21 protein-coding genes are annotated in these 21837 nt (G+C 70.2%); 8 read left to right on the forward strand and 13 right to left on the reverse strand.

What is annotated here, in order from left to right:
- Positions 1 to 27: 27 nt before the first annotated feature.
- On the reverse strand, positions 28 to 261 hold the full coding sequence (locus ACWC2T_RS23505) for a hypothetical protein (RefSeq protein WP_450672302.1): 234 nt from the start codon (positions 259 to 261) through the stop codon (positions 28 to 30).
- A complete protein-coding gene (locus ACWC2T_RS23510; protein WP_450672303.1) occupies positions 258 to 1187 on the reverse strand; it encodes an SPFH domain-containing protein in 930 nt (309 codons plus the stop codon). The genes ACWC2T_RS23505 and ACWC2T_RS23510 overlap by 4 nt, the downstream gene beginning before the upstream one ends.
- Positions 1188 to 1411: 224 nt before the next feature.
- On the opposite strand from ACWC2T_RS23510, the gene ACWC2T_RS23515 reads away from it, so the two are divergent.
- Entirely contained in the window at positions 1412 to 3748 is a 2337-nt protein-coding gene (locus tag ACWC2T_RS23515; protein ID WP_450672304.1) for a transglycosylase domain-containing protein, read from the forward strand.
- Between the two features lie 80 nt (positions 3749 to 3828).
- On the opposite strand, the gene ACWC2T_RS23520 is transcribed toward ACWC2T_RS23515, so the two are convergent.
- From ACWC2T_RS23520 to ACWC2T_RS23535, 4 genes are all read right to left on the reverse strand, one after another.
- Positions 3829 to 5967 carry a SpoIIE family protein phosphatase gene (locus ACWC2T_RS23520; RefSeq protein WP_450672305.1) on the reverse strand — a complete coding sequence of 713 codons (2139 nt, stop codon included), beginning with the start codon at positions 5965 to 5967 and terminating at the stop codon, positions 3829 to 3831.
- 305 nt (positions 5968 to 6272) lie between these two features.
- Positions 6273 to 6989, reverse strand: coding sequence for a cytidylyl-2-hydroxypropylphosphonate hydrolase (gene fomD, locus ACWC2T_RS23525; protein ID WP_450672306.1), 717 nt, complete (start codon positions 6987 to 6989; stop codon positions 6273 to 6275).
- A gap of 84 nt (positions 6990 to 7073) precedes the next feature.
- Positions 7074 to 8459 (reverse strand): class II fumarate hydratase, encoded by a 1386-nt coding sequence (locus ACWC2T_RS23530; protein ID WP_450672307.1) that lies wholly within the window; start codon positions 8457 to 8459, stop codon positions 7074 to 7076.
- A 185-nt stretch (positions 8460 to 8644) separates the two neighbouring features.
- Positions 8645 to 10315, reverse strand: a complete 1671-nt coding sequence (locus ACWC2T_RS23535) for a fumarate hydratase (protein WP_450672308.1) — start codon at positions 10313 to 10315, stop codon at positions 8645 to 8647.
- Between the two features lie 178 nt (positions 10316 to 10493).
- Between ACWC2T_RS23535 and ACWC2T_RS23540 the strand changes: the two genes are divergently transcribed.
- A complete protein-coding gene (locus tag ACWC2T_RS23540; RefSeq protein WP_450672309.1) occupies positions 10494 to 11213 on the forward strand; it encodes a DUF1707 SHOCT-like domain-containing protein in 720 nt (239 codons plus the stop codon).
- Between the two features lie 175 nt (positions 11214 to 11388).
- A complete protein-coding gene (locus tag ACWC2T_RS23545) occupies positions 11389 to 11766 on the forward strand; it encodes a WhiB family transcriptional regulator (RefSeq protein WP_450672310.1) in 378 nt (125 codons plus the stop codon).
- 170 nt (positions 11767 to 11936) lie between these two features.
- Here the strand turns inward: ACWC2T_RS23545 and glpX are convergent, their stop codons facing one another.
- Positions 11937 to 12971: a class II fructose-bisphosphatase gene (gene glpX, locus ACWC2T_RS23550; protein WP_351209090.1), complete on the reverse strand. Its 1035-nt coding sequence runs from the start codon at positions 12969 to 12971 to the stop codon at positions 11937 to 11939.
- A 127-nt stretch (positions 12972 to 13098) separates the two neighbouring features.
- On the opposite strand from glpX, the gene ACWC2T_RS23555 reads away from it, so the two are divergent.
- Positions 13099 to 13626: a DUF4245 domain-containing protein gene (locus ACWC2T_RS23555; RefSeq protein ID WP_450672311.1), complete on the forward strand. Its 528-nt coding sequence runs from the start codon at positions 13099 to 13101 to the stop codon at positions 13624 to 13626.
- A gap of 103 nt (positions 13627 to 13729) precedes the next feature.
- Here ACWC2T_RS23555 and ACWC2T_RS23560 read toward each other — a convergent pair whose 3' ends face one another.
- From ACWC2T_RS23560 to xseA, 3 genes are all read right to left on the reverse strand, one after another.
- Positions 13730 to 14320, reverse strand: a complete 591-nt coding sequence (locus ACWC2T_RS23560) for a malonic semialdehyde reductase (protein WP_450672312.1) — start codon at positions 14318 to 14320, stop codon at positions 13730 to 13732.
- A gap of 144 nt (positions 14321 to 14464) precedes the next feature.
- Positions 14465 to 14701 (reverse strand): exodeoxyribonuclease VII small subunit, encoded by a 237-nt coding sequence (locus tag ACWC2T_RS23565; protein WP_450672313.1) that lies wholly within the window; start codon positions 14699 to 14701, stop codon positions 14465 to 14467.
- Positions 14698 to 15906, reverse strand: coding sequence for an exodeoxyribonuclease VII large subunit (gene xseA, locus ACWC2T_RS23570; protein ID WP_450672314.1), 1209 nt, complete (start codon positions 15904 to 15906; stop codon positions 14698 to 14700). Before xseA ends, ACWC2T_RS23565 begins: the two co-directional genes overlap by 4 nt.
- A gap of 174 nt (positions 15907 to 16080) precedes the next feature.
- On the opposite strand from xseA, the gene ACWC2T_RS23575 reads away from it, so the two are divergent.
- A complete protein-coding gene (locus ACWC2T_RS23575; RefSeq protein ID WP_450672315.1) occupies positions 16081 to 17088 on the forward strand; it encodes a 4-hydroxy-3-methylbut-2-enyl diphosphate reductase in 1008 nt (335 codons plus the stop codon).
- Positions 17089 to 17117: 29 nt separating this feature from the next.
- Positions 17118 to 17864, forward strand: coding sequence for a polyphosphate--glucose phosphotransferase (gene ppgK / locus ACWC2T_RS23580; protein WP_450672316.1), 747 nt, complete (start codon positions 17118 to 17120; stop codon positions 17862 to 17864).
- 23 nt (positions 17865 to 17887) lie between these two features.
- On the opposite strand, the gene ACWC2T_RS23585 is transcribed toward ppgK, so the two are convergent.
- Positions 17888 to 18214 (reverse strand): DUF6542 domain-containing protein, encoded by a 327-nt coding sequence (locus ACWC2T_RS23585; protein WP_450672359.1) that lies wholly within the window; start codon positions 18212 to 18214, stop codon positions 17888 to 17890.
- Positions 18215 to 18658: 444 nt separating this feature from the next.
- Here ACWC2T_RS23585 and ychF point away from each other — a divergent pair, with 444 nt between their 5' ends.
- A complete protein-coding gene (gene ychF / locus ACWC2T_RS23590) occupies positions 18659 to 19747 on the forward strand; it encodes a redox-regulated ATPase YchF (RefSeq protein ID WP_351209082.1) in 1089 nt (362 codons plus the stop codon).
- A gap of 108 nt (positions 19748 to 19855) precedes the next feature.
- Here the strand turns inward: ychF and ACWC2T_RS23595 are convergent, their stop codons facing one another.
- Together ACWC2T_RS23595 and ACWC2T_RS23600 are read right to left on the reverse strand one after the other, a co-directional pair.
- Entirely contained in the window at positions 19856 to 20974 is a 1119-nt protein-coding gene (locus tag ACWC2T_RS23595) for a tyrosine-type recombinase/integrase (RefSeq protein ID WP_450672317.1), read from the reverse strand.
- Between the two features lie 24 nt (positions 20975 to 20998).
- Positions 20999 to 21499 carry a helix-turn-helix transcriptional regulator gene (locus tag ACWC2T_RS23600; protein ID WP_450672318.1) on the reverse strand — a complete coding sequence of 167 codons (501 nt, stop codon included), beginning with the start codon at positions 21497 to 21499 and terminating at the stop codon, positions 20999 to 21001.
- 121 nt (positions 21500 to 21620) lie between these two features.
- On the opposite strand from ACWC2T_RS23600, the gene ACWC2T_RS23605 reads away from it, so the two are divergent.
- The gene (locus tag ACWC2T_RS23605; protein WP_450672319.1) at positions 21621 to 21815 is read left to right on the forward strand and encodes a helix-turn-helix transcriptional regulator; all 195 of its coding nucleotides are present in this window, start codon (positions 21621 to 21623) and stop codon (positions 21813 to 21815) included.
- Positions 21816 to 21837: the final 22 nt, after the last annotated feature.

Below are 21837 nucleotides of genomic sequence, written 5' to 3' on the forward strand. Positions count from 1 at the left end.
TACAGGGGTGCAGGTGGGAGCCGATTGTCACGGTTCCGAAACAGGGGGCCGGCCCCGACGCGGCAGCGGTCCCGTCTCCTTCGGCAGCCGTCCCGCATCCGCCAGCGCCTTGCGCAGCAGGAACTCGATCTGCGCGTTGGCCGACCGCAGCTCGTCCCCGGCCCATCGGGCAAGTGCCTCGTACACCGACGGGTCCAGCCGCAGCAGCACCTGCTTGCGCTGCTGCGGCCGTCGCCTCGGAGTCTGAGAAGGCTCCGTCACTGGTAGAGCGTCCCGGTGTTGAGGACCGGCTGCGGGGCCCGGTCGCCGCACAGCACCACCATCAGGTTGGACACCATCGCCGCCTTGCGCTCCTCGTCCAGTTCCACGATGTCCGCCTCCGCGATCCGGCCGAGCGCCGCCTCGACCATGCCGACCGCGCCGTCCACGATCTGCCGCCGTGCGGCCACGACCGCACCGGCCTGCTGCCGCTGGAGCATCGCCGAGGCGATCTCGGGAGCGTACGCGAGATGCGTGAAGCGCGACTCGACGACCTGCACTCCGGCCGCCTCCACACGCGCCTGGAGTTCGACGGCCAGCTTCTCGGTGATCTCCTCGGCGTTGCCGCGCAGCGACAGGCCGTCCTCCTCGTGGGCGTCGTAGGGGTACTCGATCGCGATGTGCCGTACGGCCGTCTCGGTCTGCGTGGCCACGAACTCGGCGAAGTCGTCCACCTCGAAGGTGGCCTGGGCGGTGTCCTGGACCTTCCAGACCACGACGGCGGCCAGCTCGATCGGGTTGCCGTAGGCGTCGTTGACCTTCAGCACGGCGGTCTCGTGGTTGCGCACCCGGGTGGAGATGCGGGTCCGGGAGGTGAAGGGGTTCACCCAGCGCAGGCCGTCCTGCCGGATGGTGCCCCGGTAGCGCCCGAAGAGCTGGACCACCCGGGCCTCGCCGGGTGCGACGGTGTTCAGTCCGCGCAGCGAGATGATCGCCGCGAGGAAGACGACGATCCCGGCGACGATGAGCCCGGCCTTGGCGCCGGCCGCGGTGACGGCCGAGGCGGTGGCGAGCAGTCCGGCGGTGGCGCCGAGCCCGAGCAGGCCGAGCAGCAGGGCGAGCCCGCCGCCGATGCTGTGCGCGGTGAACTCCCGCACGTGTGGCGCGGGCATCTCGGGTACGTCGAGTGCGGTGTCGTTGGCGGTCATGGTGATCCCCGTTCCGGTCTTGCTTACGCCGATCTAGCTAAGTGATATCACTTTTACGCCTGTCGCTGCCCGGAAGCAACCCTGTGACCTCCTCAGCCGTCGGTTCCCTTGGGGCAGGTGCTGATTCTCACGTCCGTAAAAGAGCGGATCGGACGCCCTTTGTCATATAGACGGGTGTTAGCTTTCGGAGCTGACCACTGAGACGGAAGCGGAGCGAAGGACCCATGGGACGAGCGGAAGAGAGACGAGCGCGACAGCGCGGTGGCCGCCGCGCGGCGCCCAAGCGCCGCCGCTCCACCCCCTCGGCCAGTGCACCGGCCGGCGGCCGGCCTCCCAAGGGCCGAATACGCCGGCTGTTCACGTGGAAGAAGGTGCTCGGCACCTTCTTCGGGCTGTGCCTGCTGGTGATCGCGGCCTTCATCGGGCTGTACATGTACGTGGACATCCCCGAGGGGAACGCCGCCGCCCAACTGCAGAGCAACATCTACAAGTACAGCGACGGCACGATGCTCGCCCGCACCGGCCAGCTCAACCGGGAGAGCGTCGACCTCGCCGAAGTCCCCAAGGACGTCCAGCGCACCTTCGTCGCGGCCGAGAACAAGACCTTCTACCACGACTCCGGCGTCGACCTCAGGGGCACCGCCCGCGGTGTGCTCAACACCCTCATGGGGCACGGCACACAGGGCGGTTCGACGATCACTCAGCAGTACGTCAAGAACTACTACCTGGACCAGAACCAGACCGTTTCGCGCAAGCTCAAGGAACTGGTCATCTCGCTGAAGCTGGACCGCCAGAAGTCCAAGGACTACATCCTCGCGGGATACATCAACACCAGCTACTACGGCCGCGGCGCCTACGGCATCCAGGCCGCGGCACAGGCGTACTACCACAAGGACGCCAAGGACCTCTCGGTCCAGGAGGGCGCCTACCTCGCCGCGCTGCTCCAGGCGCCCAACCAGTACGACTGGGCCATCGCGAGCGACACCGGCAAGAAGCTGGCAGTCGCCCGCTGGAACTACGTCCTGGACAACATGGTCAAGCAGCACTGGCTGGACGCGGGCAAGCGCCAGAGCCTGCAGTTCCCGGTGCCGAAGGCGCCCAAGGCGGCGCCCGGCATGAAGGGGCAGACCGGCTACCTGGTGGACGCGGCCAACGCGCAGCTGGAGAAGCAGCTCGTCGCCCAGGGCCGGGCCAACTCCCTAGGTGACGCCGAGGCGTTGGTGCGCAAGGGCGGCTGGACGATCACGCTCAACATCGACCGGAAGAAACAGCGCGAGCTGGAGCAGTCCGTCACGCAGGAGCTGACCAGCAAGCTGGATGCGACGAAGCGTTCCGTCGACGCCGACGTCCAGCCCGGTGCCGTGTCCGTCGACCCGAACACCGGCAAGGTCCTCGCCATGTACGGCGGCGCGGACTACTTCAAGCACTTCACCAACAACGCGACCCGCCGCGACTACCAGCCCGCCTCCACCTTCAAGCCGGTGATCCTGGCCGCCGCCCTGGCCGAGGGCGCCACGACGCAGAACGGCCAGCCCATCACGGCGAACACGATCTACGACGGCACCAGCGGCCGCCAGGTCGTGGACCACGGCAGCAAGGTCGGCTTCGGTCCGCCGAACGAGGACCACCAGGACTACGGGCCCATCACGGTCCAGACGGCGATGAACGACTCCGTCAACTCCGTCTTCGCGCAGATGGGCGTCGACGTGGGCATGAAGAACGTGATGGATGTGGCCGGCAAGCTCGGCATGGACACCAAGGGCATGGAGGCGGTCCCCGCACAGACCCTGGGCTCCATGGGCGCGAGCCCGCTGGAGATGGCCGGCATCTACGCGACCCTCGACAACCACGGCAAGAAGGTCACCCCGGCGATCATCAAGTCGGCCGAGCACAAGGACACCGACCTCACCCTGCCGGACCCGATCGGCGACCAGGTGATCCCCCGCGAGGCCGCCGACACGGTCACCTCCGTGCTCACCGGCGTGGTCGACGACGGTACGGCCCACGACTCGGTGGCGGGTAACTCGGCGCGCAACGGCCAGCAGGTCGCCGGCAAGACGGGTACGTCCGACAACAACAAGTCGGCCTGGTTCACCGGCTACACGCCCGGTCTGGTCACCTCGGTCGGTCTGTTCGGCGAGGACTCCAGGACCCACGCGCAGGTTCCGCTGACGGGCGCGACCGGTCTGCTCGACCCCAAAACCGGCCTCCCCGCCCGCATCAACGGTGGCAACTACCCGGCGAAGGTCTGGGCCGCGTACACCTTCGAGGCGATGGGCGACGTCAGCACGTTCGACCTGAACACCACCCAGGGCGCGGCCGTCCAGCCGTCCCAGACGCCGACGGCCTCCCTGACCCCGTCGCAGACGCCGTCGCACACGGCGACCAGCAAGCCGCCGACGTCGTCCGCGCCGCCGACCAGCAAGCCGCCGACGTCGTCCGCGCCCCCGACCAGCACGCCGCCGACGAAGCCTCCCACGCAGCCGCCGACGCAGCCGCCGACGGGCGGTGTCACGGACAACCCGCTCGATCCGGGCGGCGGCCAGAACGCCGGCCAGTAGGAGCGCACAAGCGAAGGGCGCCCGGGAACTCCCCGGGCGCCCTTCGCACACCTGACGCTTCCTCAGGCCCGGTGCACCCCTCAGCTCCGGTGCAGCTCGAACCACACCACCTTGCCGGTGCTCAGCCGGGTCGCGCCCCAGCGCCGGGCCAGCTTGTTGACCAGGTACAGGCCGCGCCCGCCCTCGTCGTCGGCCCGGGCCTGCCGCAGTCGCGGCAGCTGCGGCACGTCGTCGCCGACCTCGCAGCGCAGCACGTCCGTGCGCAGCAGCCGCAGCGTCACCGGCCGGGACGCGTACCGTACGGCGTTCGTGACGACCTCGCTGACCAGCAGCTCCACCGAGTCCGTCAGGTCCTCCAGGTCCCAGCGGGCCAGCGCGCGCCGGGCCAGCCGGCGGGCCTGGCCGGGGGCCGTCTCGTCCGGCTCCAGCTTCCAGTACGCGACATCGCTCGGCGCGATCCCGTCGAAGCGGGCCGCGAGCAGCGCGATGTCGTCGTCCCGGTCGCCCGGGCCGAGCATGTCCAGCACCTCGTCGCACAGGGCTTCCAGGGGCGGCGGATGGTCGGGTCCGGTCAACCGGGCGGTCGCGGCGAGCTTCTCCCGCAGCTGCTCTATGCCGGTCCACACGTCCCGCAGCCGGGACTCCACCAGTCCGTCGGTGTACAGCAGCAGCGTGGCCCCTGCGGGCGCGTCCAGCTCCACGGCCTCGAAGTCGACCCCTCCGACGCCGATCGGCGCGCCCGGCGGCACCCGCAGCACCTCGGCCCGGCCGCCCAGGTGCAGCAGCACGGGCGGCGGATGACCCGCGTTGGCGATGGTGATGCGGTGGGTGACCGGGTCGTAGACGGCGTACAGGCAGGTCGCCATCCGGTCGGTGCCGAGCCGCTGCGCCTGCTCGTCCAGGTGGTGCAGCACCTCCTGCGGCGGCAGGTCGAGACCGGCGAGGGTCTGCGCGGTGGTGCGCAGCTGACCCATGATCGCCGCCGAGGTCATGGAGTGGCCCATGACATCGCCGACGACCAGCGCCACCCGGCTGCCGGGCAGCGGGATCGCGTCGTACCAGTCGCCGCCTACCCGCGCGGTCTCGGCGGCCGGCAGATAGCGCGACGCCAGCCGCACACCCGTCGGCCGGGGCAGGGTCTCGGGCAGCATGGTGCGCTGCAGCTCGTCGGCGATGTACGCCTCCCGGCCGTACAGCACCGCCTTGTCGATGCCGAGCGCGCTGTGCGTGGCCAGCTGGGCCGCCACCAGCAGGTCGTCGCCCTCGAACGCCAGCCGCTCCGGACGGCGCAGGAACAGCGCCGCGCCGATCACCCGGCGCCGGCCGCGCAGCGGCGCGAGGATCGCATGCTGCCCGGACGGTACGACCGTCTCGGCCGAGTCGCCGAGCAGCTCGGGCAGCGCGGCCCGGGCGGCGGGCGCGTCGGCGAACACCGGCCGCACCCCGCGCAACACCTCGTTCAGCGCACCGCCGGGGCGCACCTCGCACAGCTCGGTGGTGAGCGAGGACAGCTCGGCCAGCGCGCTCGCCTCCGGCTCGCAGCCGAAGGAGTCGAAGGCGGGCGGCAGCAGCACACCGTCGGTGTCCCGGTCCTCCGGTATCCGGTCGGTACGGCGCAGCCGCAGCACCACCGGACCGGTGGGCCGCTCGTCGCCGACCGGCAGCGGGTCACGCAGATAGACCAGGATCGCGTCCGAGAAGGTCGGCACGGTCGCCCGGCACAGCCCCATCACGATCTCGTCCAGATCGAGGCCGCGCGCGATCCGCCGGGTGGCCGCGCCCACGAACCGCAGCCGGTCGCCGTCGCGCCGCATCGGCATCGGCCGGCCCGGCGGCAGTCCCTGCCCGGTACGGCGCTCCTCACCGCCCGGCGCCCGCTCCTGCTCGGCGCCGGGCTGCGGCGGGATGGCCTCCGGCCCGGGGCGCGGCGAGACGGCCTCGGGCGCGGGCCGCGGGCGGTGCGCGCCGGGTTCGGTGGTGGCGGGCTGGGAGTGCTCGGGGCCGTTGACTTGGGGCTCCTTCCCCTTGTTCCCCCTGCCGCAGGGCGTGGTCGTCCCCGGGCCGGAGGGCGTGCCGTCGGTCCGGGCCTGGACCGGTAAGGCGGCGGGCCCGCCGAGCTGCTTCGAGGTATGCCGGAGCGCCCCGCGGCCCTCCGCGGGGTCGGCGCCCTGGGGGCGCTCGAAAGAGGTGGGCTGCTCCGTCACGCGTGTCGCATCCATCCGTACGGCACTGCGCGCCGGGCGCGCAGTTGCTCCCGCAGAAGTCCCGATACCCGCAATACGTGTCCCAGGAACGGAATTCCCGCGTGGTCAGAGGTGGTTCCTGTGCCCTGGTGCCCCTCGCTCACGTGCTGCCGCCCCTCGATGACGTTCGGTCAAACCCGGTGCATGCTCCGGGAGTTGCACTTGTGCGCCCTCCCGCCACCCCGGCCACCACCCCTCAACGACAGTGCTTCGCACTGACCCTGACTACATGTTTGCGGAGGACGATCCTACGTTTCCGGCCCGGGGGCGCATCAAGGGTCTCATGAGGACACATGCGCGGGCGTACGGTCCCAGTCCTCGGGGAGAGACGGTACCGCCCAGGACGGATCCGGGCGCCAGTGCTGCCAGCCGTCCGGGAACGGCGCCCCCCAGGCCTCGATCACCTCGACCGCGTCCCGCCCGGCCGCCCGGACCCGCTCGGCGGTCCCGGCGTCCATCAGGCCGTCCCGCTGGGCCTGCGCGAACTCGTCCTCGTCGCGCCAGTGCCAGCTGCGGTCGGGCTGCACGGAGATGTCCAGGAAGTAGTCCTCGGAGTCCACTCCGTCCGCCCAACGGGCCAGCGGCTGCTCCAGGTTGACGTACCAGTTCTTGAACCGCCAGCCCGGCTCCCAGAACAGCCACACCGACCAGGGCCGGCCGGGCTGGGCCAGCTTCAGCACACCGGTGCCGAACCAGCGGTCCCGCTGCACCGTGCGCGGCTTGGTGTAGCGGGACCGGAGCGGCTCCAGGTGCACGGGCGTGCCGTCGGCGAGGACCGGCTTCACGCACTCGGTGCCGGGGGCCAGCCACACGGCGAGCAGTTCGGCGTCGTCGCGGACGACGGTGACGGGCCGGGCGATGTGAATGTGCGCGCCGGCGTTCTCCCGGTAGCGCCACAGGATCTGGGTGCCCGGGGTCCAGTGGGCCGCGGGTCCCGTGTCCGCCAGGTCCGCAGAGTCCGCCGAGTCCACGTGTGTCGTCGCTCCGTCGTCCGTCATGGACAGATATTAGGTGCCGCAGGCATACGACGCTGCGGCGCGCGTCACGGTTCCGGGCCGGTGGCCGGAATGGTTCGCTCGTGGTTACGGGTGCGTCATGCGCAGGACATCCAGGGCTTCGTCGAGCTGTTCCAGCGTCAGATCACCGCGCTCGACATAGCCGCTCTCGAGTACGACCTCACGGATCGTCTTCCGCTGCGCGAGGGACTTCTTGGCGACCTTCGCGGCCTCCTCGTACCCGATGTACTTGTTGAGCGGGGTCACCACGGACGGCGACGACTCCGCGTACTCCCGGGTCCGTTCCCGGTCGGCGGTGATGCTGTCGATCGTCCGGTCGGCCAGCAGCCGGGAGACGTTGGCGAGCAGCCGGATGGATTCGAGCACGTTCTTGGCGATGACCGGCAGCATGACGTTCAGCTCGAAGTTCCCGGCCGCACCGGCGGTGGCGATGGTGGCGTCGTTGCCGATGACCTGGGCGGCCACCATGAGGACGGCTTCGGGGATCACCGGGTTGACCTTGCCCGGCATGATGGACGACCCCGGCTGGAGGTCGGGCAGCCGGATCTCGGCGAGCCCGGTGCGCGGGCCCGACGCCATCCACCGCAGATCGTTCGCGATCTTGGTCAGCCCGACCGCGATGGTCCTCAGCTGCCCGCTGGTCTCCACGATCCCGTCCCGGGCACCCTGCGCCTCGAAGTGGTCCCGGGCCTCGGTGAGCGGCAGCCCGGTGGCCCGGGCGACCTCCTGGATGACGGCGGCGGAGAAGCCGGGCGGGGTGTTGATGCCGGTGCCGACGGCGGTGCCGCCGAGGGGGAGTTCGGCGAGCCGCGGCAGGGACGCCTCCAGCCGCTCGACACCGTGACGGACCTGTGCGGCGTACCCGCCGAACTCCTGGCCGAGCGTCACGGGGGTGGCGTCCATGAGGTGGGTCCGCCCGGACTTCACGACATCGGCGAACTCCTCCGCCTTGCGGGAGAGGGAGGCGGCGAGGTGGTCCAGGGCCGGGATCAGGTCGTGGGTGACGGCGGCGGTGGCGGCGATGTGGAGGGAGGACGGGAAGACGTCGTTGGAGGACTGGGAGGCGTTGACGTGGTCGTTCGGGTGCACGTCCCGGCCGAGCCGCTCGGTCGCCAGGGTGGCGACGACCTCGTTGGTGTTCATGTTGGAGGAGGTGCCGGAACCGGTCTGGAAGACGTCGACGGGGAAGTGCTCGTCCCACCGGCCTTCGGCGACCTCCGCCGCGGCCTCCTGGATCGCTTCGGCCGTTTCCTTGTCGAGCACACCGAGTTCGGCGTTCACCTTGGCGGCGGCGCCCTTGATCCGGGCCAGCGCTTCGATGTGCGCGCGTTCCAGTCGCTGACCGGAGACCGGGAAGTTCTCGACGGCCCGCTGGGTCTGGGCCCGCCACTTGGCATGCGCGGGGACCCGGACCTCGCCCATGGAGTCGTGCTCGATGCGGTATTCGCTCATGCGAGTCATAGCGACCGGGCACGCCGGGTTGTTCCCGCTCATTACGCTGAGTGAGGATGTGACTGCCTACTGGGGCAGGCCGGGGTCCAGGGGCGGAGCCCCTGGGGATGGGACGGGCAGGGGCGGCGGGGGTGCAGTATCCATCAGCGGCTTCGCCGCGGGCATTCCCCGCCGCACCACAGGCACTACGCCAGCCCGGGACCCCGCACCGGGATCGAGGTGAACGTCGGCTGGGGCGCGGGATCCTGGAAGAAGTCGTTGCCCTTGTCGTCCACGACGATGAACGCCGGGAAGTCCTCGACCTCGATCTTCCAGACGGCCTCCATGCCCAGCTCCTCGTACTCCAGGACCTCGACCTTCTTGATGCAGTCCTGGGCGAGGCGGGCGGCCGGGCCGCCGATGGAACCGAGGTAGAAGCCGCCGTGGGCGTTGCAGGCGTCGGTGACCTGCTTGGAGCGGTTGCCCTTCGCCAGCATCACCTTGGAGCCGCCCGCCGCCTGGAACTGCTCGACGTAGGAGTCCATGCGGCCGGCCGTCGTCGGGCCGAAGGAACCGGAGGCGTAGCCCTCGGGGGTCTTCGCCGGACCCGCGTAGTACACCGGGTGGTCCTTCAGGTACTGCGGCATCTCCTCGCCCGCGTCCAGCCGCTCCTTGATCTTGGCGTGCGCGATGTCACGGGCCACGACCAGCGGGCCGGTCAGGGACAGGCGGGTCTTCACCGGGTACTTCGTCAGCTCGGCGAGGATCGTGTCCATCGGCTGGTTGAGGTCGATCCTGACGACGTCCGAGGACTCGTCCAGGTGCTCGTCCGTCGTCTCCGGCAGGAAGCGCGCCGGGTCGGTCTCCAGCTGCTCCAGGAAGACGCCCTCGGCGGTGATCTTCGCCACGGCCTGGCGGTCGGCCGAGCAGGAGACGGCGATGGCGACGGGGCAGGAGGCGCCGTGCCGGGGCAGGCGGACCACGCGGACGTCGTGGCAGAAGTACTTGCCGCCGAACTGCGCACCGATGCCGATCTTCTGGGTCAGCTCGAAGACCTTCTGCTCGAGCTCCTTGTCACGGAAGCCGTGGCCGAGCTCCGAGCCCTCCGCGGGGATCTCGTCCAGGTAGTGCGCGGAGGCGTACTTCGCGGTCTTCAGGGCGTACTCGGCGCTCGTGCCGCCGACGACGATCGCCAGGTGGTACGGCGGACAGGCGGCCGTACCGAGCGAACGGATCTTCTCCTCCAGGAACTTCATCATGGAGGCCTCGTTCAGGACGGCCTTGGTCTCCTGGTAGAGGAAGGACTTGTTGGCGCTGCCGCCACCCTTGGCCATGAACAGGAACTTGTACGCGCCGCCGTCGGTGGCGTACAGCTCGATCTGCGCGGGCAGGTTGGAGCCGGTGTTCTTCTCCTCCCACATGGTGAGCGGAGCCATCTGCGAGTAGCGCAGGTTGAGCTTGGTGTAGGCGTCGTAGATGCCGTGGGAGAGGTGCTTCTCGTCCTCGCCCGCCGTCAGCACGTTCTGGCCGCGCTTGCCCATGACGATCGCCGTGCCGGTGTCCTGGCACATCGGCAGCACCCCGGCCGCCGCGATGTTCGCGTTCTTCAGCAGGTCCAGGGCCACGAACTTGTCGTTGCCGGAGGCCTCGGGGTCGTCGATGATGCGGCGCAGCTGGGCGAGGTGGGCCGGGCGCAGGTAGTGCTGGATGTCGTGGATGGCCTCCTCGGCCAGCTTGCGCAGCGCCTCCGGCTCCACCTTGAGGAACGTCCGCCCGTCCGGGCCCTCGACGGTGGAGACGCCCTCGGACGTCACCAGCCGGTACGGGGTGGTGTCCTCTCCCTGGGGGAGCAGATCGGTGTACGCGAACTCAGGCATCGCAGCCCATTCCTCACTCTGACGGACGGCGCCCGCCGACGCTGGCGGGCCTCACCAGCCTAGAACCTGCCGCCGACACGGAACCTGTGAGGTAAGGCTCAGTTCGGCACGCCGGGGCCGCAGAGGGTTTTCCACAGTCCCTAGTCGCGATCTATCGCGTTTCGGTACGCTGTCTTTCGTGGACCTTCAGAAGCACACCGACGCACCCGTCGCCGAGCTGCGTGCCTCGGACGCCGACCGTGACCGCATCGCCGAGATCCTCCGTGAGGCCCTGGCAGAGGGCCGGCTGACCGCCGACGAGCACGCCGAGCGGGTCGAGGGTGTCCTCGCCGCCAAGACGGTGGGCGAGCTGGAGGTCTTCATCCGGGACCTGCCCGCGGCCCACCAGCGCGCGGCCGGCCCCGCCTACACGCCCGTGCCGCCCCGCCCCACCCCGGGCGCGATCCCGCCCGAGGCCGACGCCAACGTTGTCGCCGTCTTCAGCAGCGCCGTGCGCCGGGGCCGATGGCGCGCCGGCCGCCGGATCCACGCGTACTCGGTCTTCGGCAGCGTCGAGATCGACCTCAGCGAGGCGATCTTCGAGTACCAGCAGGTCGTGATCAAGGCGGTCTCGGTCTTCGGCGACGTCCAGATCCGCGTCCCGGAGAACGTGTCGCTGCGCGGCACCGGAGGCGGCGTCCTCGGCAACTTCGAGGTGGACACGCTGGACTCGGTCGAGTCGGACGCGCCGGTCGTCTACGTCGACGGCTGGGCCGTACTCGGCAATGTCGAGGCGCACCCCAGGCGCGGCAAGCGCGTGGCGGACATCCTGGAGCGGGTGCAGAGCAGGGTCGACCGGAAGCTGGAGCGAGTCCAGGACAAGGTCGACCGGAAGCTGCGCAAACACCTGGGGCATTGACGGTCGCGAATCCGCCGGTGAGCGGAAGGTTCCGCTCCTCCCGGATGACCGCACAGGGGGCGCGAACGAGCCGCCGCGCGCCCGCGGCTGGGAACGCTGTGCATAGGCGCGCGCACAGCGGGTAGGGCTTGCTGCATCGTCTCTCGCTCGCGAAGCCGTCGTCAGGAGTAGACCCGTGCTGCAACCGCCGCATTCGTCCCTGCAGGTAGCTGCCCTTCCGGTGCAGCGGGTGCCAGCGCGAGACAGGGACCAAGACGCTCCCTGGCACACCGAGGCCGTGTGCCGGCGCGACGAGGCGGGCCTGTTCTTCGCGCCGTCGAAGGAGCCGACCGCTGCGCGGCTGTCCCGGGAGGAGGCGGCCAAGCGTGTCTGCGCCCGCTGCCCGGTGATGGTCGAGTGCCGCGAACACGCCCTCCTCCAGCCCGAGCCGTACGGCGTCTGGGGCGGCCTCACGGCAGCGGAACGCCGGGTGGTCCTGGCGAGGCGCCGCCGCAGGGAGATGGAGCTGAAGAAGGCGGCGCGGGCGACGGCGGCGAATCGCATAGCTGGTTAGCAGAGCGGAGGGAGGGGCGCCCTCTCCGCACAGAGGGCGTGTCCCTGCCTCAGGGGCGCGGGCCGTGTTCGACATGCGGTTCCGCGGCGCGGTCGCGACCAGCCACGGACGAACCACACGCGCCGACGGCCCCGCAGCCCCCTTTGATCAGGTGCTGCCCGCCGCCGGAACTACTTGGCGCGGTCGAAGTCGATCGCGCTGTAGGCCCGCAGCTTGCTCAGCCGGTGCTCGGAGTAGATCCTCCGCACCGTCCCGGACTTCGACCGCATCACGATCGACTCGGTGAGCGCGGTCTCCGACCGGTACTGAACACCCCGCAGCAGCTCACCGTCGGTGATACCGGTCGCGACGAAGAACACGTTCTCGCCCGACACCAGGTCGTCGGTCGTCAGCACCCGGTCCAGATCGTGCCCGGCGTCGATGGCCCGCGCACGCTCCTCGTCGTCCTTGGGCCACAGCTTGCCCTGGATGGTTCCGCCCAGGCACTTCACGGCGCAGGCCGAGATGATGCCCTCCGGCGTACCGCCGATGCCGAGCAGCAGGTCGACGCCCGTGCCCTCGCGCAGTGCGTAGATCGAGCCCGCCACGTCACCGTCGGAGATCAGCTTGATGCGCGCACCGGCCTCGCGGACCTCCCGGATCAGACCCTCGTGCCGCGGCCGGTCGAGGATGACGACCGTGACGTCCTCGGGCGTGGCCTTCTTCGCCTTGGCGATCCGCTTGATGTTCACGGCCACGGGCGCGTCGATGTCGACGAACTCGGCTGCCTCCGGGCCGGTGACCAGCTTGTCCATGTAGAACACGGCGGACGGGTCGAACATGGCGCCCCGCTCGGCCGCGGCGAGCACGGCGATCGCGTTGGGCATGCCCTTGGCGGTCAGCGTGGTGCCGTCGATCGGGTCGACCGCGATGTCCACCTCGGGACCGGTGCCGTCGCCCACGTGCTCCCCGTTGAAGAGCATCGGGGCCTCGTCCTTCTCGCCCTCGCCGATGACGACGACGCCGTTCATCGACACGGTGGAGACGAGGGTCCGCATGGCGCGCACCGCGGCACCGTCGGCGCCGTTCTTGTCACCGCGCCCCACCCAGCGGCCGGCGGCCATGGCGGCGGCTTCGGTCACCCGGACGAGTTCCAGGGCGAGGTTGCGGTCGGGAGCCTCGGAGGGAACATCGAGCTCGGACGGCAGGTGATGATTTTCGGTCATCGGAGCGCACCTTTCTGATACGACGACGGCCGGATGAGGGTGTTGCCCCCGACTCTATCGTTAGGCAGACAAAATGAGCAGGGGACCCCACGGATGAGCGCTTGGGGCACCTGCGACGATAGGGGGCGTGGCAGGTTCGAACGGCAAGCAGAAGACGGCCCGGGACATGATTCTCTCCCTGGCCCTGATCGGCATCGCGGCGTTGGTCGTCTACTTCCTCGCCATCCCGCACGACGATCACTCTCCGGACCTCAAGCGGGTCGACTACCGGGTCGAGCTGCTCACGGCCCGTCGCGCGGCGAGCTACCCGGTGGCCGCGCCCGAGGGCCTGCCGAGTACGTGGAAGGCGACCTCCGTGCGCTTCCAGGGCGAGAGCGGCGACCGCTGGCACCTGGGCTTCCAGACCCCGGACAGCCAGTACGTGCAGATCGAGCAGTCCACGCAGAAGCCGGCCGAGTTCGTCGACCAGGCCAGCCAGGGCGCGTCGGCGACGAAGCGGACCGAGACGATCGGCGGCCGCACCTGGACCCGCTACACCGGCGGCCGCTACGACGCCCTGGTCCTGAACGGCACGCCCGGCTCCACCACGGTGGTGGCCGGCACGGCGTCCTTCGCGGAGCTGACGACGTTCGCGGCGGCGCTGAAGATGCAGTGACCTCCCGCAGGACCTGCGCCGTCCCGCAGGGCATGCGCCCTCCCGCAGGGCATGCGAAGAGGCCCCCGGCGGTACTGGGGGCCTCTCGTCGTACCGGGGTGGCTCAGACGGTCGTGACGACGTCGTCGTACGCCAGGCGGGGCGAGCGCGGGAACCAGGCGTCCGGGCCCGGCTTGCCGATGTTGACCACCATCAGCGGGGTGTGGTCGTCGTCCAGGAACTCCTTCTGGACGCCCGCGAAGTCGAGGCCGGTCATCGGGCCGGCGGCGAGGCCCGCGGCCCGGACGCCGATGATGAAGTAGGCGGCCTGGAGGGCGGCGTTCAGGGAGGCGGCGCCCTCACGGGCCGGACGCTCGCTGAAGAACACGTCCTTGGCCTGGGGGAAGTGCGGGAAGAGGGTCGGCAGCTCCTCGTGGAACTCGTTGTCCGCGGAGAGGATCGCGACCAGCGGGGCGGCGGCCGTCTTCGGCTGGTTGCCCTCGGCCATGTGCTTCACCAGGCGCTCGCGGGCCTCGGGGGAGCGGACCAGGGTGATGCGCAGCGGGCTCTGGTTGAAGGCGGTGGGGCCGTACTTGACCAGGTCGTAGATCGCCTGGACCTGCTCCTCGGTCACCGGCTCGTCGGTGAAGGTGTTCGCGGTGCGGGCCTCACGGAACAGCAGGTCCTGGGCGGCGGCGTCGAGTGCGAGAGACATGCGTGAACTTTCTGGGTGGCGCCTTGATCCGACGTACCGGACCACGGTCCGGATCGGCTGACGACATGACCCTACGGCAATGAAGTTCAACCTTCAACAAAGGTCCGGTTGTGGTGACCCGCTTCACAGCCGTCGGACCGGCGCCTACTCCGCTGCGTCCTCCTCCTCTTCTTCCGCCTCCTCCTCGGCCAGCGCCGCGTCCAGCCGGGCCCGCGCCCCCTCCAGCCAGCGCCGGCACACCCTGGCCAGCTCCTCGCCGCGCTCCCACAGTGCCAGGGACTCCTCGAGTGTCGTACCGCCCGCCTCCAGGCGCCGTACGACCTCGATCAACTCGTCCCGCGCCTGCTCGTAGGAGAGAGCCTCGTCCACCTTGCCGGTCATTCGCCCACCTTCACTGTGAAATCGCCGTCGGCGACGCGGGCCCGCAGAGCCTCGCCCTCCGTCACCTCGTCCGGATCGCGCACCACGTGCCCGTCCACCTTCTGCAGCACCGCGTAGCCGCGCTTGAGCGTCGCCGCGGGGGAGAGGGCCACCACGCGCGCGTGCGTGTGCGACAGCTCCGAGTCCGCGCGGTCGAGGAGATGGCCGAGGGTCCGCCGGCCGCGCTCGACCAGGGAGGCCACATGGTCGGCGCGCTCGTCGATCATCCGGTGCGGATCCTCTATCGAGGGGCGGGCCAGCGCGTGCGCCAGCCCCCGCTCCTCCCGTTCGACGAGCGCGTTCATGCAGCGCCGGGCCCGGTCCCGCAGCATTTGCACCCGCTCGAACTCCTCGCCCACGTCCGGCACCACCTTCTTGGCCGCGTCGGTCGGGGTGGAGGCGCGCAGGTCGGCCACGTGGTCGAGCAACGGGTTGTCCGGCTCGTGGCCGATGGCGGAGACGACGGGCGTACGGCACTCGGCCACGGCCCGCACCAGCTGCTCGTCGGAGAAGGGCAGCAGATCCTCGACGCTCCCGCCCCCACGGGCGACGATGATCACATCGACCTCCTCGATCTCGTCCAGCTCCTTCACCGCCTGCACGACCTGCGGCACCGCGTGCACCCCCTGCACCGGCACGTTGCGCACCTCGAAGCGGACGGCGGGCCAGCGGTGGCGGGCGTTCTCCAGCACGTCCCGCTCCGCGGCGGAGGCGCGACCGCAGACGAGGCCGATCAGCTGCGGCAGAAACGGCAGCGGCTTCTTCCGCTCCGGCGCGAACAGTCCCTCGGCCGCGAGCGCCTTCTTCAGCCGCTCCAGCCGGGCCAGCAGCTCACCGACGCCGACGGGCCTTATCTCGGCGGCGCGAAGGGACAGCTGCCCCCTGGGCGCGTACCACTCCGGTTTCGCCAGTACGACGATCCGGGCGCCCTCCCCGACGACATCGGCGACGGCATCGAACACCTGCCGGTAGCACGTCACGCTCACGGAGATGTCGTACGACGGGTCGCGCAGCGTCAGGAACACGACCCCGGCGCCGGGCCGCCGCGACAACTGCGTGATCTGCCCCTCGACCCACACCGCCCCGAGCCGGTCGATCCAGCCCCCGATCAGCCGGGAGACCTCACCGACGGGGAGGGGGGCTTCGGGGGTGGTTTTCGCAGCCATGCGGTTGAGAGTAACGGGGGGCACTGACAGGGGAGCGCCGTCGAGCCCGCGTGGCCTGCCGCGCTCGCGCGCAGCGGCGTGAACGCCGTCAGCGCGCCGATGTCCACCACGGACACCGGCGGTCACCGGACACGCGATCCCGGCGCCGCCGAACGCGGCCTTACGATGGGACGCATGACCGCTTCGCCTGGCCGCCGTGTCCTGCTCGCCGCCCCCCGAGGCTACTGCGCGGGTGTGGACCGCGCCGTGATCGCCGTCGAGAAGGCCCTCGAACAGTACGGGGCCCCGATCTACGTCCGGCACGAGATCGTTCACAACAAGTACGTCGTGCAGACCCTGGAGAAGAAGGGCGCGATCTTCGTCGAGCGGACGGAGGAGGTGCCGCCCGGCAACATCGTCATGTTCTCGGCGCACGGCGTCGCCCCGGTCGTGCACGAGGAGGCCGAGCGGGGCCGCCTCGCCACCATCGACGCCACCTGCCCGCTGGTCACCAAGGTCCACAAGGAAGCCGTCCGCTACGCCAAGGAGGACTACGACATCCTCCTGATCGGCCACGAGGGCCACGAGGAGGTCATCGGCACCTCCGGCGAGGCCCCCGAGCACATCCAGCTCGTCGACGGCCCCGGCGACGTCGCCAAGGTCGAGGTCCGTGACCCGTCGAAGGTGGTCTGGCTGTCCCAGACCACCCTGTCCGTGGACGAGACCATGGAGACCGTCGACGCCCTGAAGACGAAGTTCCCCGGTCTCGTCTCCCCGCCCAGCGACGACATCTGCTACGCCACGCAGAACCGCCAGCTCGCCGTGAAGCAGATGGGCGCCGAGGCCGAGCTGGTCATCGTCGTCGGCTCCCGCAACTCCTCCAACTCCAAGCGTCTGGTCGAGGTCGCCAAGCTCGCCGGCGCCCGCGAGGCCTACCTGGTGGACTTCGCCGACGAGATCGACGAGGCCTGGCTGGAGGACGTGACGACGGTCGGCGTCACCTCCGGTGCCTCCGTGCCCGAGGTGCTGGTCGAGCAGGTGCTGGAGTGGCTCGCCGAGCGCGGCTACGGCGACGTGGAGATCGTCAAGGCCGCCGAGGAGTCCATCACCTTCTCCCTCCCCAAGGAGCTCCGCCGTGACCTGCGCGAGGAGGCCGCCGCCCTGGCCGCCGAGCGCGGCGGAAGCGGTACGACCGAGGCGTGACTGTCAGTGGTCCGTCGTAACGTGGTGCCATGCAGATCTTCGGCGTGGACATCGGCGGATCCGGGATCAAGGGCGCCCCTGTGGACCTGGACAGGGGCGACCTGGCCCAGGAGCGCTGCAAGGTGCTCACCCCCCACCCGGCGACGCCGGAGGGCGTGGCCGACGGGGTCAAGCAGGTCATCGACCACTTCGGCTGGACCGGCCCGGTCGGCCTGACCTTCCCCGGAGTGGTCACCGGCGGCGCCACGGTCCGCACGGCGGCGAACGTCGACAAGAGCTGGATCGACACGGACGCGCGCGCGTTGTTCAGTGGCAAGCTGGGCGGCCTGCCGGTGACGGTCGTCAACGACGCGGACGCGGCGGGCGTCGCCGAGATGCAGTTCGGCGCCGGCCGGGACCGCGGGGGCACGGTCATCCTGCTCACCTTCGGCACCGGCATCGGCAGCGCCGTCTTCGTGGACGGCCTCCTCGTCCCGAACACGGAACTGGGCCACCTGGAGCTGAACGGCCACGACGCCGAGAGACGAGCCTCCAGCAAGGCCAAGGACGACCACGACCTGAGCTGGGAGCAGTGGGCCCAGCGCGTCCAGAAGTACCTGGCGCACGTGGAGATGCTGTTCTCGCCGGAGCTGTTCATCATCGGCGGCGGGGTCAGCCGCAAGGCCGACAAGTTCCTGCGCTTCATCGACGGCATCAAGGCCGAGATCGTCCCGGCGCAGCTGCAGAACAACGCGGGAATCGTGGGGGCGGCGATGAGAGCGGCCCAGGAGAGATGACCGGGGGCGGCCGGGGCGTCGGCTCAGCTCCGCCGCCGGCGCCGCCGCACCCACTGCACCCGGCGTACCAGCACGATCAGCCCGGCGACCAGCGTCCCGCCGTACAGCCAGCCGGCCTGGGTCGCGAGCCCGGTGAACAGCCCCATCAGCCGGCCGAGCAGCCCCCCGCCGCCGTCGGCGACGGGCAGCAGCCCCACGGCGAACGCGATCGGCAGGACCACGGCCGCGGTCAGCACGTCCGCGGCCCGCACCCACAGCGCGGTCAGGACGCACACCGGCACGAACAGCACGCCGTACACCGGCAGCGCCCCGTCGACCAGCAGCTCGTCCAGGCAGCCGAGCAGGAACATCACCACGGCGCAGAACAGTCCGCTGCCGAGCCCGGTGAGCCGTGGCCCCGGCAGCCGAGGCCCGGGCGGGAAAGGCCGGGCGGCGGCCCCCGCCTGCCGCCCGCCGTGCTCCTGGCGCCCCGACGGCCGCGTCCCCTGCCCCTGCCCCTGGCCCGGCCTGCGCTCGCCGGGCCCACGCCGGGCCTGCGGGGGCAGGTGCGCGGGCTGGTGCGGCCCGCCGCGTCGCGGTCCGTCGTTCGGGGGTCGCGATCTGTGTTGCTCCACTGGACCAACTTAGGTCTGTTTATGTGCCGAATAGCCCATCAGACACGCCGGTGGGAAGAGCTTGGCCAGGCGTTCGAAGCTCCCGCGAGCCGCCCGGTGCGGACGCCGTAGACTGGTGGATCGGCCAGTGTCTCTGGCCCCTGGCAGCCCCTGGCCCACTCATCTACGGGAAGTCGCAACGTGTCGCTCACGATCGGAATCGTCGGCCTGCCGAATGTCGGCAAGTCGACCCTGTTCAACGCCCTGACCAAGAACGACGTGCTGGCGGCCAACTACCCGTTCGCCACGATCGAGCCCAACGTCGGCGTGGTGGGCGTCCCGGACGCCCGCCTGGCCAAGCTGGCGTCGATCTTCGGCTCGGAGCGCATCCTCCCGGCCACGGTCGACTTCGTCGACATCGCCGGCATCGTGCGCGGCGCCTCCGAGGGTGAGGGACTCGGCAACAAGTTCCTCGCGAACATCCGTGAGTCCGACGCGATCTGCCAGGTCATCCGCGCCTTCAAGGACGAGAACGTCGTGCACGTCGACGGCAAGGTCTCGCCGAAGGACGACATCGAGACGATCAACACCGAGCTGATCCTCGCCGACCTCCAGACCATCGAGAAGGTCCTCCCGCGCCTGCAGAAGGAGTCGCGGATCAAGAAGGACGTCGCTCCCAAGGTCAAGGCGGTCGAGGAGGCCAAGGAGATCCTGGAGAAGGGCGACACGCTCTTCGCGCACGGCATCGTGCAGGGCACCGAGCGCAACGAACTCCTCCATGACCTGCACCTGCTCACCACCAAGCCCTTCCTCTACGTCTTCAATGTCGACGAGGACGAACTGATCGACGAGGACTTCAAGAACGAGCAGCGCGCCCTGGTCGCCCCCGCCGAGGCGATCTTCCTCAACGCCAAGCTGGAGGCGGACCTCGCCGAGCTGGACGAGGAGGAGGCCCTGGAGCTGCTGGAGTCCGTCGGCCAGCACGAGCCGGGCCTGGCCACCCTCGCCCGCGTCGGCTTCGCCACCCTCGGCCTGCAGACCTACCTGACGGCCGGCCCCAAGGAGTCCCGCGCCTGGACGATCAAGAAGGGTGCCACGGCCCCCGAGGCGGCCGGCGTGATCCACACCGACTTCCAGAAGGGCTTCATCAAGGCCGAGGTCATCTCCTTCGACGACCTGGTCGAGACCGGCTCGGTGGCCGAGGCCCGAGCCAAGGGCAAGGCCCGCATGGAGGGCAAGGAGTACGTGATGCAGGACGGGGACGTGGTGGAGTTCCGCTTCAACGTCTAATACGTTCGGCGAAAGGCCGTCTGACCTGTGACGGAGCGGGTTGGGCGGCCTTTACTGTCCGCACAGAGTCCGCAGCGTGCTGACTACGGTCACCGGGCGGGGGAGCGGCTACGCCGCTTCGTCGACCGCCGTCTCGCCGTCCGCGGGGCGGTCCGCGTACGCCTTGTCGACGGCGGCCCGGGTCCGCTCCTCGGAGTCGGGCCATAGGTGGGTATAGATGTTCAGCGTCATGGCCGCGTTGGTGTGGCCGAGGCGCTCGGAGACCGTCTTCACGGACTCGCCGTGCTTGATCAGCAGGCTGGCGTAGTGATGCCGGAGGGCGTGGGGTCCGGTGCCCTTCGGTATGCCGGCCTTCGCGCAGGCGGGCCGCCAGGACCCGTCCATGAAGTGCGTGTAGACCACGGGCCCGCCTTGCGGCGCCGTGAAGATCCAGCCCTCGGGCCCATCGGCGGGGAAGTCCCGCAGGTGGGCCTTCATCGCATCCACCGCCATGCGGGGGAGCGGAACCGTGCGGTGCGAGCGAGCGGTCTTGGGCGGGCAGACGTACACGCCGTGCTTGGCGGTCTGCTGGATCTGCTGCTCGACCGAGACGGTCGCGTGCAGCAGGTCCAGGTGCCGGAGCTGGAGGCCGAACAGCTCGCCGGGGCGGAGCCCGGTCGCCGCGCCGAGAAGTACGAGGCCCTTGTATCGGGCGGGTATCTCCTCGGACAGTGTCCGCACCTGCTCGACGGCCAGTGGCACGATCTTCTTCCGTGGCACCGAGGGCAGCTTCGCCTCGGCGCAGGGGTTGTGGGGGATGATCCGGTCACGAACGGCCGCCCGGAAGACGGCGTTGACCGTGTTGAAGACCGTCCGTGAGGTGCTGGCGGCCAGCCCGTGCGTGGTGGTCAGGCTGGTGACCCAGCTCTGTACGTCGCCGGGCTTGATCGCGCCGAGTGCCCGCTTGTCCCAGGCCGGGTAGACGTAGCAGCGCAGGTGCTGGGCCACCGCCTTGGCCGTGGAAGGTCGGTGCGGCTGGATGGCCCGCCATTCCTCCGCGTACTCCTTGAAGGGCTTCTTCGCCGATCGCGGGTCGACGTACTGGCCGGTGACCAGGCTGGTAGTGACCTCGTCGAGCCAGCGTTGGGCGTCGATCTTGCGCTCGAAGTGGCGGGCGTGCTCCTTGCCGTCGAGGTCGCGGTAGCGGGCTCGCCATTTGCCGTTGGGGCGCTTCTGGATGTTGGCCAAGTGGCCTCTCCTTCGTGTCGGTTGTCAGTAGTGGCCACCGTCCTCGATGTCGCCGCTGAGGGTGCGAGCGTCCCGCTCGTCGCCCATGAGGCGGAGGCACTGCTCGTGGATCGCCCGCGAGCTGTCGGGATGGGCCTTGATGTGGTTAGCGATGGCGACCACGGCGTGGTGGAGGCGGTCGCGCGCGTCTCGGGCCTCGTAGAACGCTTCGACGGCCTCTTGGACGAGGCGCCGACTGTCGATGTCGAGCCCCTCCAGGGGCGGGGACATCAGTTCTTCGAGGGGGAGCTCGAAGACGCGGGAGAAGGCGAGGGCCTCGTCGAGGTTGATGCGTCGGCGAGGGGTGCCGTTCTCGATGCGCCAGACCGCTGTCTGGTTCATCTTGATGCCGGCTCTGGTCACCCGCTCGGCCAGCTCGGTCGTGCTCCACCCTCTGACCTCGCGCTCCAGTGCCACGCGCGCGGCCACGTTCCCCTCGCTGTAGAGCAGCGGCACCTCGCCGCCCTCGGGCCTGTCGCCTGCCATCGAACCTCCATCGTCACCATCACTATCCCAATTGAAACATGGACTTCCCGATTTGGTTAACCGCCGATCCCGGGGTACAACTCTATGCAGATCGAATCGCCATCTAGCCGAATGGGAATGTATGCGATACCTGACCACCGCCGAGGTCGCCGAGCGCTACCGCACAGCCGAGAGCACCGTCCGCTACTGGCGCCACATGGGGAAGGGGCCGCGCGGCATCAAGGTCGGCAAGCGGGTGCTGTACCCCGAGGCCGAGCTGCTGCGCTACGAGCGCACGCTGATCGACGGCCAGGACGAGTGGGACCTGGCCTCGTGAGCCGCTGGCAGCCCCGGACACA

It is taken from the genome of Streptomyces sp. NPDC001393, from assembly GCF_053597455.1.

What these genes read in the sequence shown, in the direction of transcription:
- ACWC2T_RS23605 (WP_450672319.1), top strand. Translation starts at nt 21,621, where the DNA reads ATGCGATACCTGACCACCGCCGAGGTCGCCGAGCGCTACCGCACAGCC.
- ACWC2T_RS23510 (WP_450672303.1), bottom strand. Translation starts at nt 1,187, where the DNA reads ATGACCGCCAACGACACCGCACTCGACGTACCCGAGATGCCCGCGCCA.
- ACWC2T_RS23600 (WP_450672318.1), bottom strand. Translation starts at nt 21,499, where the DNA reads ATGGCAGGCGACAGGCCCGAGGGCGGCGAGGTGCCGCTGCTCTACAGC.
- ACWC2T_RS23575 (WP_450672315.1), top strand. Translation starts at nt 16,081, where the DNA reads ATGACCGCTTCGCCTGGCCGCCGTGTCCTGCTCGCCGCCCCCCGAGGC.
- xseA (WP_450672314.1), bottom strand. Translation starts at nt 15,906, where the DNA reads ATGGCTGCGAAAACCACCCCCGAAGCCCCCCTCCCCGTCGGTGAGGTC.
- ACWC2T_RS23585 (WP_450672359.1), bottom strand. Translation starts at nt 18,214, where the DNA reads ATGTTCCTGCTCGGCTGCCTGGACGAGCTGCTGGTCGACGGGGCGCTG.
- ACWC2T_RS23560 (WP_450672312.1), bottom strand. Translation starts at nt 14,320, where the DNA reads ATGTCTCTCGCACTCGACGCCGCCGCCCAGGACCTGCTGTTCCGTGAG.
- ACWC2T_RS23520 (WP_450672305.1), bottom strand. Translation starts at nt 5,967, where the DNA reads ATGGATGCGACACGCGTGACGGAGCAGCCCACCTCTTTCGAGCGCCCC.
- ACWC2T_RS23535 (WP_450672308.1), bottom strand. Translation starts at nt 10,315, where the DNA reads ATGCCTGAGTTCGCGTACACCGATCTGCTCCCCCAGGGAGAGGACACC.
- fomD (WP_450672306.1), bottom strand. Translation starts at nt 6,989, where the DNA reads ATGACGGACGACGGAGCGACGACACACGTGGACTCGGCGGACTCTGCG.
- ppgK (WP_450672316.1), top strand. Translation starts at nt 17,118, where the DNA reads ATGCAGATCTTCGGCGTGGACATCGGCGGATCCGGGATCAAGGGCGCC.
- ACWC2T_RS23515 (WP_450672304.1), top strand. Translation starts at nt 1,412, where the DNA reads ATGGGACGAGCGGAAGAGAGACGAGCGCGACAGCGCGGTGGCCGCCGC.
- ACWC2T_RS23530 (WP_450672307.1), bottom strand. Translation starts at nt 8,459, where the DNA reads ATGAGCGAATACCGCATCGAGCACGACTCCATGGGCGAGGTCCGGGTC.
- glpX (WP_351209090.1), bottom strand. Translation starts at nt 12,971, where the DNA reads ATGACCGAAAATCATCACCTGCCGTCCGAGCTCGATGTTCCCTCCGAG.
- ACWC2T_RS23565 (WP_450672313.1), bottom strand. Translation starts at nt 14,701, where the DNA reads ATGACCGGCAAGGTGGACGAGGCTCTCTCCTACGAGCAGGCGCGGGAC.